At 48.8% G+C, this 17535-nt stretch carries 7 protein-coding genes; all 7 read left to right on the top strand.

Features of this window, described 5'->3' with window-relative positions:
• Window positions 1–147 precede the first annotated feature (147 nt).
• The 7 genes from CIK98_RS12395 to CIK98_RS12365 are packed head-to-tail and all read left to right on the top strand — an operon-like array spanning window position 148 to window position 17484.
• Window positions 148–774: a hypothetical protein gene (locus tag CIK98_RS12395; protein ID WP_141210538.1), complete on the top strand. Its 627-nt coding sequence runs from the start codon at window positions 148–150 to the stop codon at window positions 772–774.
• Window positions 743–6919, top strand: coding sequence for a tape measure protein (locus tag CIK98_RS12390; RefSeq protein ID WP_094384675.1), 6177 nt, complete (start codon window positions 743–745; stop codon window positions 6917–6919). Before CIK98_RS12395 ends, CIK98_RS12390 begins: the two co-directional genes overlap by 32 nt.
• 1 nt (window position 6920) lies before the next feature.
• A complete protein-coding gene (locus CIK98_RS12385; RefSeq protein WP_094384673.1) occupies window positions 6921–7367 on the top strand; it encodes a hypothetical protein in 447 nt (148 codons plus the stop codon).
• Window positions 7364–11653: a hypothetical protein gene (locus tag CIK98_RS12380; protein ID WP_094384671.1), complete on the top strand. Its 4290-nt coding sequence runs from the start codon at window positions 7364–7366 to the stop codon at window positions 11651–11653. The genes CIK98_RS12385 and CIK98_RS12380 overlap by 4 nt, the downstream gene beginning before the upstream one ends.
• Window positions 11654–11664: 11 nt before the next feature.
• Window positions 11665–11943 (top strand): hypothetical protein, encoded by a 279-nt coding sequence (locus CIK98_RS12375; RefSeq protein WP_094384669.1) that lies wholly within the window; start codon window positions 11665–11667, stop codon window positions 11941–11943.
• A 2-nt stretch (window positions 11944–11945) separates the two neighbouring features.
• On the top strand, window positions 11946–12164 hold the full coding sequence (locus CIK98_RS12370; protein WP_094384668.1) for a hypothetical protein: 219 nt from the start codon (window positions 11946–11948) through the stop codon (window positions 12162–12164).
• A gap of 1 nt (window position 12165) precedes the next feature.
• Complete coding sequence (locus CIK98_RS12365) at window positions 12166–17484, top strand: hypothetical protein (RefSeq protein ID WP_094384666.1); 5319 nt, start codon at window positions 12166–12168, stop codon at window positions 17482–17484.
• Window positions 17485–17535 lie beyond the last annotated feature (51 nt).

Raw genomic sequence — 17535 nt, 5'->3', positions numbered from 1 at the left:
GGGTTCGACTCCCGCCTCTCCACTATGGAAGAAACGAAAAACATTGAGAAAGAATTCGCGGATATAATAATTCAGCGTCCGCACGAATTCAAGGTAGGGCGGAAGTCGCTTTACCTATATCCTTTGACCCTTGCTAAAACCTTAGTTTTGAAAAGTTATATGGAAGCGTTGGAGATAGACATGCGTATGATGCAGTTGGAACCGCATGTTGAATGTCTGAGGCTTGTGGAAACTAAGAAGGATATCTGTGCCCAAATATTGGCGATACACGCAACTCCGAACACGAGGAAGGACCTGTATAACGGTTCGGGAATGAAGACGAGACGGAGGATTATGGGCAGTCTGAAAACGGAACACCTTGCCGCGCTGCTGATGATAGTCATGACCCGCGAGAATATGGACATGATAATGAAGCACTACGGAATAGACGAAGAGCGTGAGCACATGGCGGAAGTTATTAAGGTGAAGAAGAAGAGCGAGAGGAACACGCTGACCTTTGGCGGCAAGACGCTGATAGGCACTTTTATCTGCCAGTTGAAGGAAATGGGCTACAGGGACGAGGAAATCGTTTTTGAGCAAAGTTATGACTACCTTCAGTTAGTGTTGGCAGACAGACTGAGCACGATATACCTGAGCAATGAGGAAATGGAAAGCGTGCCAGAGTCGGCAGGCGGGAAACTGCTTGACGGGGATGACCCGGAGGCGATGCGTAAACTGGAAGAAATGATTAAAGGAAAGAAAGATGGAAGAAGTGACTATACCGATAAGGCTTGACGACAGCGGATTCAGTGCCGGGTCTAAGCGCGTGGTGGAACAGATGGAGAAGGCTTCTGCCGAGGTGAAGAAGACAGGGCTTTCGACGGATGACTACAGCAAGAGGATGGAAGGCTTGTTGGGGACGATGGAAAAACTGTCGGCCTCGATAGAGCGTAACACGTCGGCGATGGAGAAGAACGGCAAGGCAGGGAAGACTGCGTCTCGCGAGGAGGCGAAAGGCGCAGAGGAAGCGACGGACGCCATCGAGAAGACAACGGCCGCAACGGAGAGGCTTGGCGGGAAACTGAGAGACGCAGGCAATGAGGGAGCAGCCGGATTCGATAACATCAAGAGGGCAGCAATGGGCTTTTTCACGGTGACGGCCGCGAAGGAATTTGTGAGTGACGTGTTTGCGGCACGCAAGGAGATGGAGAGCCTTGAAACCTCGTTCAGGGTGCTGTTGGGCAACAAGCAGGACGCACAGGCTCTGACTGACAGTATAAGGGAGTATGCGGTGAAGACCCCGATGCAGATGAACGAGTTGGCAGACTCGGCAAAGCAGATGCTTGGGTTTGGCGTGCCTCTGAATGAGATAATGGAAAACCTGAAGGCTATAGGTGACGTGAGCATGGGCGACTCGGAGAAATTCAAGTCGCTGTCATTGGCGTTCTCGCAGATGAGCGCGACAGGCAAGCTGATGGGTCAAGACCTGATGCAGATGGTGAACGCGGGGTTCAACCCACTTGACCAGATGGCTCAGACAACGGGCAAGAGCATCGGGAAGCTGAAAGACGAGATGTCGGCAGGAGCGATAAGCGCGGAGATGGTGAGAAAGGCATTCATTGACGCGACGAGCGAGGGCGGCAAGTATTACGGAATGCTTGAAGAGCAGTCGAAGACGCTTGCCGGAGCTTACAGTAACCTGGAAGGAGCGGTGAATGATGCGCTAAGCGAGATAGGAGCCAACACTGAGAGCGTGATGAAGGGTGCGATTGAGATTGGCACGAGTTTGGCGAAGAACTATGAGACAGTAGGCAAGGTGTTGATGACGTTGGTGGCTACATACGGAGGCTATAAGACGGCTGTGGTGGGCGTTTCCGTGGTGACAGACCTGCTGAACGGAAAATATACATTGAAGATAAGGCTGCTGCGCTCGTTGGCGGCGGCTCAGCAGCTATTGAACAAGACCATGCTTGCGAATCCATACGTGGCAGCAGCGACTGCGGTGTTGAGCATTGCGTCTGCGCTTGTGATATTCAGGAACAGAGCCGGTGAAGCTACTGAAGCTCAGAAACAGATGAACGCTACCTTCAGTGATACACAAGCGGAGATGGCAGCTGAGCAGAAGCAGATAGACACCTTGTTTGAGAAACTGAAGAAGGCAGAGAAAGGTACGAATGAGTATCGTGATGTGAAACAGAAGATTCTCGATCAGTATGGAGGTTATCTGAGCGGACTTGGCAAGGAGATAGCAACACTTGCTGATGTTGAAGGAGCATACAAGGCAGTGGCAAAGGCGGCACGTGAAGCTGCATTGGCACGAGGCAGGGAGGCGGCACTAAGCGAGGCGAACAAGAACTATGGCGAGAACTATTCCTCTTCGATGGGTAAACTGCGTGGTGTGCTTAAGGATAAGATTGGAGAGAAGGAAACGTCGAAGGCATTGAAGAAGATACAGAAGGAACTGCGTGAGACAGGCACTATCAGCAAAGAAACGGAAATGAGCATCCGTGGATTATTGAGGGGTGATGCCACTTATGGCAAGACGGCAGCGTATTTCACTTCGCTCAGGAACAACGAGAAGGAGCTGAATGAAGCAGTCAAGGAGGCAGACGAACTGTTTCAGACGGAGGAAAAGCATGCCGAGAAGACTACGACAAAGGTTAAGACACTCGGTCAGGCATATAAGGAAGCAGAGAATGCCTACAAGAGTGCCAGCAAGAAAATAGATGAGATAAAGAAGAATCGTTCGAAATACACTGAGAAGGACTGGGAGGACGCTCAGGAGGATTTGAAGACGAAGAAGAAGATATATGAGGACCTCGGCGGTGATCCTGATGGCAAACAGAGCCGAAAGGATACAGCAGAAGCACGCAAGGAACTGACTGAGCTGAAGAAAAGCATCAATGAGCGCAAGAAACTTCAAGAAACCATACGTAAGCAGGAACTGGAGGCGAAAAGAAACGGCATTGATGCTTTGCTGGACGCGGAACAGGCGGAGATAGACACTATGGCAGAAGGCGCGGATAAGAGCCTGCGGCAAATACGCCTTGACAGCAAGCGGAAGGCAGAGGAACTTGAACGGCAATATGAAGACCTCAAACAAAAGAAGATAGACAATGCCCGAGCTTTGTTTGAGGCAGACTCGGCAAATGAGGGCAAGGAATTTGATTCCTCTACGGTAAATACTGAATACACCGATGCCGAAATAAAGCAATATGAAGAACGTAAGAAAGCTATTCAGCAGGAGACACGCAAATTGTTATCGGAGCAGGCAGACAGCGAGGAAGAGGCAATGCTGTCATATTTGCAGATGTATGGCACATTTCAGGAACAGAAACTTGCCATTGCCCGCGAATACTCGAAGAAAATTGCCAACGTGCAATCATCCTCGGACAGTGAGGAGACGAAGACATGGAAAACAGAGAAGCTGAGGAAAGAAGAGGCAGCGGCTCAGTCTGCCGTGGAAGCAAATGCCATTGCAGCCAAGATAGACTGGTACACGGTGTTTGATAATTTGGGGCTTGTGGTAAAGTCGCAACTTGAACCACTGCTTAAGCAGTTGAAAGACTTCTCAGGCACAGACAAGTTCAAGACCCTTGGAGCCGACCAACAGAAGGTGATTGTTGATGCCATGGAAAAGATAAGAGGTCAGATTGGAACCTCTGACGTGGATTTCCATAGTCTCGCGAATGACATTGTAGAGTATCAGCAGTCTCTAGCTAAACAAAAGGAGGCAGAGGAGGCATATAATGACATACTGCTGAAATACACTCCGAAGCTTGAAGAAGCAAACAATGATCTCGACATTGCAAAGAACACAGGTAACGAGGAAGCCATAAAGGCAGCGCAGACGAGAGTCAATGAGATAACCAATATAATTACAGATGCCGGCTCGGCTTATAGTGACGCTACTTCGGCAGTCACGACATCAGGATCCAAATTGCAGAAGACCGCCAAGGCCGTGATTCAGCCGATGAGCGAGATTGGTACATTTCTCAGTACTTCGGGGCTTACTCAATTGAGCGAGCTTTGGGGAGCCTTTGAGCAGTTGAAAGGCGGTATTGACGGACTGAAAGCCCTGTCGGAAGCGGACAAGGCAGCGAAGGGGCTTGCAGAATCCGGGAAAGAGATAAGCGACGGCGTTGAGGGAGCTACGGAGAGTCTGGGCGAAGTGGGTGATGTGGTAACGGACAGCCTGTCGGAAGGTCTGAGCAAGGCAGGTCTGATAGGTCAGATAGTGGCTGCGGTGTTGCAGATACTGGACATACTGAAGGATGGCATTGGCACGCTTATATCGAGTCTGATAGACACCGTGTTGGGAGCGGTTAACGGAATATTGAAGAATATCCTGAGCGGAAAGTTTATAGAACAGATAGGAGAATCGCTAATATCGGGATTAGGAAATATCATAGATACGGTGACAGGGGCGTTAGGTTCGGTGTTGAGCTTTGGACTGTTGTCATCGGACGGCATAAGCAGCTGGCTGACGAACGGGAACGAAAAGGAGGTGGCAGAGAAGACAGAAGAGCTGACCAAGATGAACGAACGTCTTGCCCAGAGCATAGACAAGCTAAAAGAGTCGATAGACAAACAAGCAGGTGGCAGTGCAGTTGAGTCGTATAACGAGGCGAGGAAGCTGGAACTTGAAAAGATTCAAAACGAGGCGGCAAAACTGGAGGCTCAGATGGGTTATCATTCAGCCCATCACAGTAATGCCTACTATTGGAGCCGTGAATTTGACGCTGCGAATTATGATAAAATAAACGCCCTGCTGGCTAAGAACAGGGACAAATACGGCAGTACGGCGACGATGTTTAAAGTTGGAAGCCTTGCGGACATGTACAAGCTGACTCCAGAACAGATAGCTGACATAAGAGACAATCTCTATGATGTCTGGGATGCGATTGTAGGAGCGGGCAAGTATGACAAGTCAGAGTATTGGGAGAATTACGCTGACCTTGCCGGAGAGTTGGCAGAGCTGGAAGCCTCGATAAATGAGAACCTGACCCAAACGACGTTTGAGAGCCTACACAGCAATTTCCTGTCATCGCTGATGGACATGGAACACTCGGCAGAAGACTTCTCGAATGACTTTTCGGAGATGATGGCAAAGGCTATGCTTAACGCCGCCATCGGCAACATAATGGACGAGGATCTGAAGAAGTTCTATGAAGACTGGGCCGCGCTCATGAAGACGAGAGAAGACGAAGGAAGTCAGCTGACAGAGTCAGACATACAGGGATTCAGAGACAGGTGGAATAGTCTTGTGGAAAAGGGGACTGCGAAACGCGACGAGATATTCGACATAGTGGGTTATGACCCTACGGACGATACGAATGACTATTTCAGCAGTCTTGAGGACTCGTTTCTCTCAACACTGACAAGCATGACGGACGATGCGGAGGACTGGTCGAAAGAGATAGTGAGGACAATGACGGAAGACCTTGTGAAGCAGCTTGTATTAGGTGAGGATTTCGGGAAATGGCTTGATGACTGGCGAAGCCGGTATAAGGCAGCAGTGGAAGCCGGTGATATGACAGTAGTGAACGCATTGAAGGCGGAACTTGACGCTATGAGGGAGAGTCTGAAGGCGGGAGCATCGGAGATAATGGAGATGACCGGATTCTCAGACCTGATGGCAGAAGACGTGAGTGAAGCCGCGTCGGCATTTGATGATCTCCATAGCAGTTTCCTCGACACACTGACAGATATGGAGAGCGACGCTGAGGAATGGTCGAGGGAGATAACCCGCGTGATGGTAGAGCAGTTAGTGGAACAGAGTCTGCTTGGCGAGGCCTTTGACACTTGGCTTGAGGAATGGAAGGGACGCTTTGCAGCACTTATAGAGAATGAGACCCTGACAGACGCTGAGAAATCTGCCGGACTGATTGCCCTGAGGGAAGAACTGAACGGGATGCGGGCGAACCTGTCGGAAGAGGCTCAGCGGATAATGGACTCGATGGGGTATGCTAAGGCTGATGATTGGGAATCTCCCTTCGGAGATCTTGAGGGCAAATTTTTGGACACTCTTACATCGTTGGACAAAGACGCTAAAGAATGGAGCAAGGCGATAGCAAAGACGATGGCGGAGGAACTGATAAAGAAGAACGTGCTCGGCGAGAAGTTCAGCAAGTGGGCAGAGGATTGGAATGAAGCCTACCGCAAGATAATGGAAGACGAGACCTTAGGCGAGGAAGAAAGACTAAGACGCTTAGAAGAACTGCGGAAGGCGATGGAAGAGATGCGTGACAGTCTTGCCTCGGAAGCCAACGGGATTATGGACGCTATAGGACTGACAGAGCTGATGGAAGAAGATACGACATTCGACGGTATGCGCGACACGTTTCTGTCATCATTGATGGATATGGAAGCGAGTGCGGAAGATTTCAGCAAGTCTATTTCAGAGACCCTGGCCCGGCAGTTTATCGATACCTTTGTGCTTAACGGCCAATTTGACGAGAAGCTTGAGGAATGGAAGGCCAAGTATGCGTCGATAATGAAGAACGAGGGTCTTACCGATGAGGAGCGAGCGACGCTACTGAAGAACCTTGGAGCCGCCATATCAGAGACCCGTGACGCAATGTCGGAGCAATCGAAGGAGATACTTACAATGCTTGGACTTGGCGACCATGCAGACCAGACAGCGACGATGAATATGGCAGAGGCAGCGACATACGACCAGTTTGAGACATACCTTGGTATAGCAATGGCGCAGCAGATGGCATTGGAGCAAGGAAACGACGTGAGAGTGCGAATACTGGAATCTATCCAGGCGTTAGGAGGCGTTACTTCACCTGACTCGAACGTAGTGAAGGAAATCAACGCGAGGATGCGCACCGCGAACGAGTACCTGCTTGCGATAAGGAACTCAAACCAAGAGATATTGACAACGTTCACTGAGCATTTGAACGATATTCGAAGTACGTTAAAACGATTATGATATGCCAAAAGGAAAGTTATATTTTAAGTCGGCATTGACCTCGGGATGGGTTGACGCATGGGAAAGATACGGTTTAGGGCTTGAAGACGGATCATTGTCCAATCTTATAGCCCCTGCTCCCTTAAAAAAGCCGGTGAGTAACAGTAACGCCCTGAAGCACGGAATAGCTTGTCTGGAGGATTCCATTGGCAAGAAAGACAGCAAGAGCGTGAGTCTGGAGATACACCTTTGTGCGAAAAGTGACCGTGAATTCATAGACAAGTTTTCATTATTATGCTCTGAGGTACTGGGTCAAGGATATTTCATGCTAAAGACCTCTTACTTTCCAGACACAGTGTATCACATGATTTATCAAGACTGTCAGCCATTTCAGCAGTGGAACCAAAGAATGGCAAAATTCACTTTATCGCTCATAGAGCCACATCCAGAAATACATACAGAAATATGACATATGAAGAATTGACCAAAATAACAGGCATAGGTGAAGCCGACTTCATAACAGGCGATACCGTAATAGACTCCGGTCAGATGATTGACAACATCAACGGCGACGGAAGCCTGACGTTATCATGGAAATCTTCGCGAGGTGGTGTAATACCTGCCGGGACCACCCTTGGAGATTACGTGATGCTGGAGACATACGCCCCGGCAGGCAGTGGTGACGGAATATACCAGTGGAGTCCGAAGTTCTCCGATATGTCATCCATTCTTGGCAAGACCCTTTTCTTTAAGACTGTTGAGACTACCGACGGTGACAAACTGACGCTATACACATTCTCTTATACCGGCCCGGCCTCTACGCTTATCACAGATTTACAGACATTCTTGGGCACTTTGTCTGGAGGCTGGAACGTATCAGCCTCAGAAGCCGTACTGACCTCAGAAGAAGCAATATCAGTGAGCTTTGACGGAGACACAATAAAGTCAGCAGTGACAAAGATTGCAGATGCCTGCGGTGTGAACGCATACTACGTGAAAGGCAAGATATGTATAGGAATGTCAAAAGCATACGCCGCAGAGTCATATTACAACAGGTTTGTCGTACTCGGTGGTACTCGTAATATGGCAAAGAAGACTCTAAAAGGAGGCTACAGTGCAATAACCCAAAGACTGACAATAGACGATAACGGCAGCATAATCAGCAAAGGCAGCGGTCCTGCAATGACGAAACTGCTTGTTTTTGATGACATATATCCAAAGATGGAACTTGTGATAACATCAGCAAGATACAGACTATGTTATCTGTTGGATGAAAATGGCAACAAAATATCCAACGGCAATGGAGGTTACAAGCAATATGCGAAATGGTATGTTGGACTAGGAATTGAGAATGCCAACGGAGGTGTGGACACGTATTCCTTCGACACGAAATCGATAATAAAAGGCAAACCTCTTGGCATTTTGTTCCAGAGCGGCCCTCTTACAGGAAGAGAGTTTGAATTGTCATACTTCGACAAGTCAACTGTAGAAAAGGAGAAAGACGATGTCAGTGAAACAGGTTTTGCGGTTAAGGCTGGCGAATACAGAATAATCATGCAGGCCGACGGCGACACATTGCTCCCATCGTTGCCAACAGACGGAATAGAAGGCGAGGGAGGCCTTTGTCCTGGATCCGGGCAGAAAATAACGCTGACGAATGTCGCCCTTGATGAAGAGTATATAAAAAAAGCGAAGGAGGAACTAAGACAAAGAGGTGAAGCTGTGGCCGCCATATACAGTAGCGGCAAGATAGCCAGTTACACAGAGCAGATCTATTGGAAAGATTTTCTGACCGAAGGTAGAACGGCACCAAAACTGGGAGAGCATGACTCAATACTCTCGTCAGACAAGCAAGACGGATACATAGTCACGAGTGTTACAACAGACCTCATAACAGGACAGCAGAGCATAACCTATGGCACCTTCACGCCTAAGGGATTGATTTCCTCGTTGATTGACAAGATAGACAGTGTGCAGGTAAGCGGTGGTGGAGGCACGGAAAGCGAAGATTATCGCGGTACTGCCCCGATGAACATCGACCAGCTAAAAGCCTTGCAAAGGGCAGGAGGTAACATCGGTATGGTGACTGTTAATGAAAAATTCAAAGAGACAGATGACCAATACAAATCACTGAACAAAGCGTTTGGTGAGGTGAAGAACCAGGCAGACCGGCAATTCAACTTGTGGTTTGGTGATTATGCCCCGCTGCCCACAATGTCAGACCCTACAGTAGAGGCGAACTATCCTGCAAGCGACTGGGTGACCGCCTCGGCAAAAAAGATGCACGTCCAGGATATATATTATGATACAAGAAGAAAGGCATCGGAAGGAGGCTTGGTATGGAGGTGGGTGTCGGAAATAACAGATGAAGGTGAGTTGTATTATTGGGAGGAAGTGACCGATGCAGACACCTTGGCAGCGTTGGAAAAACTCTCAGACGTGACAAGTGACGGAATAATATGTGCCGGTACGGAAAAGACGAGAGTGCTTATAGAGTGGAACAAAGCGTTCAACGAATACAATAGAATAAAGGAATATTGCTTAAACTATGGTCTTGACGCTGATGATTATTATGGGGTAAATGAAGAAGGAGAGGCGAACGAGAACGTCTACACGTCTTATGTCAGTGCATTGTTGACACTCGCAGTTATGCTGAACGGTGGAGAGGAATGGGATGAGACAACTCTGCCGCTATGGCTGAGGGATTTGAACAATGACACGGAGGTACCGTCAGCTGACGATTACAGGGCTACGTGGAACACATACTACGAGAGCTATAGCAATATGGTACAGATAATGTCTGAGGACAGCAAGGATGCCGCCGATGCCGCCATAACAGAGTTGGCACGCATGGCCGATGACAATATACTGTCGGCAGTGGAAAAGAAGACCGTCATAAGGGATTACGAAGGTGTAGTGACAGAAACGACAGAACTCGTGTATCAGGCAGAGGAAAACGGAATGAGTGAAGGCAACGGCAGCGTGTTGTACAATTACAGGCTGGCATACACCCGGCTCTGGTGTTACCTTAACGACTTGACAGAAGAAGTTGTGGATGTCTTCATGTCATCACTTGAAGCCATATCGTCACCAACCATGCTTTATAACGGGGAAAATACATCGATAGAAGGAAGCGTTTTCACAGAGAGGTGGAAGCAATATCACCAACGGGCAGAAGAATTACGCACTGCTTTGTCTGCTATACAGATGAGGGTGTTTGTCAGTGTAGATTTGCCAACGCCTCCATACAAACGCGGAGACCTGTGGCGTAAACTTGATGCCGCAGACACTGAAAAAGGGTCTATGATGGTGTGTGTGGTAGGGCGCATAAAAGGAGAGACGGCACTTGTAACGGACTGGACTGAGTTTGTAACTTTGGAAGAGGCTAAAGAGCCAAGGGTAGCCATTTCCATGCTGATAGAGAAATTGCTTCCTTATATTGATATGCAAGATGTGATTTCGCTCCGGTTGCAATCTACGACAGGTGCAACTATTGGAGATATATGTCACGTGGATGGCAAGGTTTATATTAGCAATGGGGGTGGCTCGTTTACAGAAATAACAGGAGACGATACACTCTCAGAGGCCTTTATGGCGGCATACGTTGCCACCAATGACGATGTGATTGTGGTATATACAGGAGACAGGCCTAACTCTGCCTCAAAGTATGATGTATATCTGAAGCAGATTACGTTTAAGGTGGCCGTGACTGGCGAAACAATAGAAGGAGGTGTGGAAGTGTCGATGTATGGTGATAAAGCGTGGGAGGTAATAAGTCGACCAACATCTGGCATTATTGAAAACCTTGGCAGTCTTGTCCGGTTGCTCGTATTTGGCAGCGGTGATTGTAATACTGTTGATGCGGCAGGAATTATCACGACCAAGAACTTTGTCGGGATGTTTGCCCAAAAGGTAGATGGGAGCGACCAAACTCTTGCAGAGGCATACCTGCATGCTTCAGTGGAATACGACAGTGAGGGGAACCCTGTCGGAATTGCCAAGATAAAGGCGGGGGAAGTGGTGATAGATGGCGAAACCACGGTGAACGACATACTACACGTTGATGAAACTGGCGTATGGATTGGCAAGGATGGTGTACAGAGTATTGTGCTTGGTGCGGACGGAAATGCTACATTTAATGGTGTCGTTAATGCCGTAGGGGGTACGTTCCAAAATATAACTCTATCGGAAAAGATAGAACATAGCGGAGGAAATTTCAGTCTTGATTCAGAAGGAAAACTGACCGCTAAGAATGCTGTTATTTCTGGAAACATTACCGCCGAAAGCCTTGTGTTGAGCAACGGTCTGAATGTTAACGACAACTTCATTATGGGTTCAGACGGAAAACTCACAGTCAAGGAAGCGAATGTAAGCGGAGAGATAAATGCCACAAGCGGAACGATTGGGGGTATGAAAATCAGCTCCAATAGCATTTCTTCGGGTGAAGTGGACGATGGCAACGGAATGCTTAATATCAGCAAGAAAGGAATAAGCCTCTCATACGGCACTACAAATATCACATTGAGCATAGGAACATTTGAAGATTTAATTAATGGTGGAATAGGGACAGACGCGGCTTTGTTGATAAACGATAGTACAAGTGCCGGAATAGCTCCAAAGATAACATTGACTAATAATATGGCTTATTTCAATGTTCCCGTGTTCCTTGACATACCGAAAGATTATAGAGAAGTTCCTATCGGAGCTTTGTATATCTACAATGGAGACGAGTTACGAATAAGAGTACCTGAATAAACAATAAAGACATGAAGATAAATTTCAAGAAACTGGAGGCTCAGACCTCCTTTGACGGCTCAAAGCAGACGTTTGATATAGCTCAGACGATTGGCAACATGATGATGTATAACGGCAGTGTGCTGCTCGACATTGGGTTTGAAGACCTTGCGAGGGAGATATACTACTCCACGGACGAGGTGGAGGTGGACGAGAAGTATACCAATGCTATAGCCCAAGTGGTAAGGCAGAGCCAACTCATTGCCGCCATCAAGCGAGAACTGATAACACGTTTAACCAACAAGGGATAATCATGGCAATAAGGTATATCAAGGCAAGCCTAAGTAATGTGACGAACAAGGAGACGGGGGAGCTTGTAAGCGTAAGGCTCGTGGCCTTGGAGAGCAGTCGTGACATAACGGCCACATACGAGCTGCCTTATATACTTCATGCCCTCGGACGGCCAGACGTAAGGATGCCTGTCGTTGAGAACAATAAGTTTACTTACAAATTCCCATTCAAACTATCATAATATGGCTATCGAGAGACTGAATATACCACAGAAGAGCCAAGGCGACGAGCTGACGGCTGAGGAGTTCAACGAAGTGCCCGCCAAGATAAACGAGCTTGTGGATAACGACGAGAGCGTGAGGGAGAGTATTGCCAACGCCTTGCGAGTGGCCGGCGAAAAGGTCGGGTGGATAGAGTACAGTGGCGGCAACGTCACGTTCTTCACCGAGCAAGGCGGACAACGCATTGGCTCGTTCTCGCTGTCAGGCACTTCTTACAGCATCAATGTGGCGAGCGACACCGCTACATCATTCTATATTCTTACGTCGTCAACGTCCAAGAAGATTACCCTCACGCCATCGACCAAGGCGATGGAGATTGGTGGTTCGCCCACTGAGTTTATAGAGGACTATACCTATACAATGGCGGTGGACACAGGCAACGGTGTGTATGTGGACAGAGCGTCGGGAAACTGCATGAACGGAGAAAGCATTGCTGAGGAGGTGAGAAACTATGTAAGTATCGGCAACAACCGCATACGATTCGTGATTACCGGATTGGAGAGCGGACAGGTGAAGAGCGTGGTGTTCACCGCCATCGTGACCTCACTCACGCTGACTTCGGAGTTCTCTTGGAACAGGGCTTTCGTGGAAGGCGCTGCCTATGCCATCGACGGCATATACTTTTCGGGTAAGCTGCAAAAAACACTATACGTTAGGGTAGACGAAGATGACGAGCAACTATACACCGTGACCTTCAACTCAGGCACAAGCTACACCACCACGGCCTACTCCTTTGACATGACAAACCACTTCCCCAAGGGCGGAACAGGTGTGCATAAGATAGAGATATGGATGGGCGGCGACAATGTGGAGACACAGCACTACATGTATAATGTGATATGCGTGGCGGCTGCGGATGCAAACAACGTGTCTCTTGTCTGCATCAACGACATAGCCGACAAGGCTATCAACTACAACACACAGACGCTCTTCCGCTATGCGACATACAATGCCACAAAGGTCACATTTGACATAACGGCCAACGACGGCAACAACGACTTTATTGTTGTATCTGGACAGGAACTGACCGTACAGACACAGACAAAGACCGCCTACACAACCAAGCTGGAGATAGAGACGGAAGCCGCAGACGGAGTAACGTTGAGCGTGAGGGCAACAACCAGCGAGCGTGTAGAAGAATTGGTTATGGAGGTTGACAACAGCAACTCCTATGCTGCCGTTGCTGGTGCAAACTTCTACACCAACTCCTCGCTCCGTAGCAATGGAGCTGCTGACCGCCAGGAGATATTCAACATCGCCGCAGGCGCTGACAAGATTAGCTATGCCGCAGCGTGGACGGGCTTCGCATGGTCAACTGACGGATGGGCGATGGACTCCGACAACAACAAGTGTCTCGTGGTGGCTGCGGGTAATACCGTCGAGGTGCCCGACCTCAAACCTCTCGCCGGCTCTAATGCAGGCAGTCTAACGCTGGAGTTCAAGTACAGATGCTCGAATGTGGCCGACTACGATACGCCCGTGATGAGCTTCATGAGCACCGACACATACAATGCCGCCGAGACAAATGGTATAATCCTCTTTCCCACACGCCTCACCGTGCTGACATCTGGTAACAGGCAGATGGTGGCTCAGACCGTCCAGCTCGTCGAGGATCAGATTCTTCACGTCGTGATTGTACTCCAGCGTGGCTACGGCACAACGGGTCGTAACCTTTGCCATATCTACGTCAACGGCGTGCGCCAGTGCGTGTTTGAATATGGCGGTAACACGACTTTTGGCAACGGCTATCTGAAGATGGGGCAGAAGAGTGCCGACTTCTACTTCTATATGATGCGCTACTACACAGGCAAGGTGTTCGAGGCGGGAGACGCTATGACAAACTTCTTGAACACCCTCATCGACTCCAATGACTACACTCGTGAGGGTGTGCGCAAGGACAACGACATCATCGACGGAACGGAGGTGAGCTATGAGCTATGCAAGGCGGCAGGCTACAACTGTATGGTGATTGAGATGCCCGACGATATAGACATCCCGAGCGTTGAGAACAACGTGAAGGTCAAGTCATCAGTGACGTTTGAATACAACGACCACCCCGAGTGGAACGTGCGAATTGATAACGCTCCGATAGACGGTCAGGGAACAACCTCTATGCGATACTACCGATGGAACGTGCGATGGAAGTTGAAGAGCGAGGCCTTGTTTACCTATGCCGACGGAACTACCGACACCAAGGAGGGCTACATAGCCGGAAAGGGATTGCACCCGAAGGTGTCGAAGATTACGGCTAAGAAGAACTATGCCTCCTCTATGCAAGGACATAAGATTGGCGGTACGACCATGTATGACGAGTTGTACGAGCGTCTTGGACTGAAATCGTCTCTGCCCTCAACGTCAAACCGAGTGGCGATATACTCTTATCCGTTTGTGGGATTCCAGAAGTACAAGGACGGAACATACAAGTTCATTGGTCTCTACACCGCTGGCCCTGACAAAGGCGACAAGAAGACATTTGGCTACGACACCAAGGCTTATCCCTCACTCTTGCAGATAGAGGGCCCTAACCATGCACCTCTCGGCACTCGCTTCCTCCATCCGTGGATTGACGTAACCTATTCTCCTTCCGACGAGACCCTTATGTTCGGCGGTCAGGAGGCGTGGGACGTGTCAATCGCCCCTTGGGAAACCTCCGAGGACGGAACACAAGAGGATTGGGACAACATCTTGAACCTTCTCGAACAGGAATGGCGGCCGGCGTACGAGATAGCATACTTCTGTTCTCCGTTCCTGCGCTCGCTTGACGAGGTGGGCATGACTCTTGATGAGATAAACGCTGACGTTTATGCGTTCCAGAGCCGCACCGACGTGTTCGGAAACCGTAATAATGGCGTTCTGACGCTCTACGACAGTAGTTATCACCTCATATACTACCGCCTCAAGACCAAGCAGTATGAGATACTGGATGGTCACGATGTGCGCACATATCTTGACGGCTATCTTGACAATATGGACAACCCTTCCACAGGCGAGCTTATCGTGGCTCGTGGGGCGAAGTTCCAGGCAGAGGCTGGCAACTACTGGAGCATAGAGGATGCCGAGTATCACGACAACTTCTGTGTACTGATTGGTGCTACCGACAACCACGCCAAGAACACCTATCCGTTCAAGTTCAAGCCCCTGAGCGAGGGCGGGCGTTGGTGTTGGAAGCAGGATGACCTTGACTCTATCCTCGCCACCGACAACAACGGACAATCTACCAAGAGCTACAGCGTGGAGGTGGGCGATGTGACCGCCGATGGCACAGACATCTACCAAGGCTCTTCTTCGGTGTTCTGGACACTTATCGGCAGCTGCTTCCGCACAGGCTGCAAGACCATGATGAGCCGTATGGTTAACGCTCTCGTGTCGATGGCGGGCGAGCTTGGCATACAGGGTTCAACGGTTCATGAGACCGTGATGAACATGTTCGACTACTATTTCTGGGAGCGAACAGCCAAGTATTTCCCGATGCTTGCATACAACTACGACAGTAATTGGTGTTATATTACTCCGTGGGTCATCGACCCCAACAAGACATACAACAACGTCTTTCCGCTTACCCAGGCTCTCGGCACTCAGTACGAGGCAGAGCGTCAGTGGGTGGAGCGTCGCATTGTCTATGTGTTTTCGCTCTATGAGATAGCTGCGTTCACGGGTTCTTCGGATGATGGTATGGGTAAGCTGGAGTTCACTCCTGCCAAGACGTTCAACTTTCAAATCACTCCTGCTATTGATATGTACCCAAGCGGCAACATCGGCGGCGGCCAGAACGTCAAGGGTGAGAGGACTCTTGCCGGCGAGACCTGCGTAATAGCGGCCACGTCGGACGGACAGACCACATACTACCTAAAGGCGGTTGACTGGTACACCTCTATAGGCGACCTCTGCCAACTCACTCTTACAAGCCGTGGTGGCGACGCTACGGTGGGAGCCTCGTTTTCCATATCGGGCAAGCGCCTGAGGGTGCTGAAGGTGGGCGATGCCGACGCTGCCAACGTGACGTTCAACGCCTCTACGCTTGCCGTGAGCGGTGCGTCGCTCGAAGAGATTGATGCCCGAAACGTGGTGTCGCTGAAAAACGACGTGCGCCTGCTTGGCTGCCCACGCTTGAAGAAGGTGTTTTTCGAGGGAACAAACGTGCCCACGCTGCTCATCCCGATGGGTGCGAAGGTGGAGGAAGTGAGCTTTCCTACAGGCTTGCAGACGCTCTTCCTTCATACCCTACCGTTGCTCACGATGGAGAAGATGTCAATACCCGATGGCAGTCTCACCACCATCAATGGCCTCTACTACTACGAGTGCCCTAACCTCTCTCCATTTGACATTCTCCGAAAAATATACAACACAGAGGACAATAGCCTCCAGTTCATCACGATGATGTGGAATACTCCTATAGCAGGCACGTCGGCTGACTTAGACATGCTTGCCACGTTCACCGAGCATAGCTACGACCCCACCACCGGCGAGGGCTATGGGTCTGTGGAGTTCGACCAAGAGAATATGCTTCTTGTCAACTCTGCGCAGCGTCCAGTGCTCGAAGGTGTCATCAACGTGGCCGGCTATGCCTACGAGGACTCTGTCACCTCTCTCCGTGAGTTCTTCGGTTCGAGATTAGAGCTGAATGTGGCGGGGTATTATCTGAGGTTCAAGGACAAACAATGGCTAGACTTTATAGCAAAAAAGTTTGGTGATGGTGTAGGTACAATACAAGACAACTTGGATTCCGTAACAAATATAGATGGTTTTACCCAAACTGAGGTAGCAGAAAATTGTCCAAACATTGACATTCTTGATATGTCACCATTCAAAAAACTAAGAACAATCTATTACCATTCTTCACAAGGCTGGAATTGGAATACCACTGCAACCAAAGTTTATTTTAGGCAAAATAGAGATACACCTTACGGCAATGTAAATGTTGGACAAAGTGTTGATGGTATTTATAAGTATGTTTATGGTTTTGGTAGTGTAAATCATAACTATAAATATGAAGAATGTGTTGTAATTGATAATTGCACCAGTTTCAATGGCTATTTCTTTAGGCATGTGAAATATGGTAATGTATATATAAAAAATGATGCAATGATGACTGGAGGTTTTGGATATGGTTCTAACCCAACAACAGTAGTAAATGGATTTATATACGTTCAAGCATCGGTATTGGTCGAGTATTTAGCTAATGAGAATTGGGCAAAACATAGTGCCAAACTGAAAGCCTATGATTTTGATGCAGACCCAGACAACATACTACCTGAACATACTGGATATTTCGTGATGTAATGTATTGTCAAACTAAAAAATGATTGAAATGAAGAAAGAAGTAATAAGTTA

This window comes from Prevotella sp. P2-180, from assembly GCF_002251435.1.
Lineage (GTDB): Bacteria > Bacteroidota > Bacteroidia > Bacteroidales > Bacteroidaceae > Prevotella.
Note: the sequence above shows the minus strand (reverse complement) of the source record. Positions and strands in the feature narration are given on the sequence as shown.

What these genes read in the sequence shown, in the direction of transcription:
- CIK98_RS12365 (WP_094384666.1), top strand. Translation starts at nt 12,166, where the DNA reads ATGGCTATCGAGAGACTGAATATACCACAGAAGAGCCAAGGCGACGAG.
- CIK98_RS12375 (WP_094384669.1), top strand. Translation starts at nt 11,665, where the DNA reads ATGAAGATAAATTTCAAGAAACTGGAGGCTCAGACCTCCTTTGACGGC.
- CIK98_RS12380 (WP_094384671.1), top strand. Translation starts at nt 7,364, where the DNA reads ATGACATATGAAGAATTGACCAAAATAACAGGCATAGGTGAAGCCGAC.
- CIK98_RS12385 (WP_094384673.1), top strand. Translation starts at nt 6,921, where the DNA reads ATGCCAAAAGGAAAGTTATATTTTAAGTCGGCATTGACCTCGGGATGG.
- CIK98_RS12390 (WP_094384675.1), top strand. Translation starts at nt 743, where the DNA reads ATGGAAGAAGTGACTATACCGATAAGGCTTGACGACAGCGGATTCAGT.
- CIK98_RS12370 (WP_094384668.1), top strand. Translation starts at nt 11,946, where the DNA reads ATGGCAATAAGGTATATCAAGGCAAGCCTAAGTAATGTGACGAACAAG.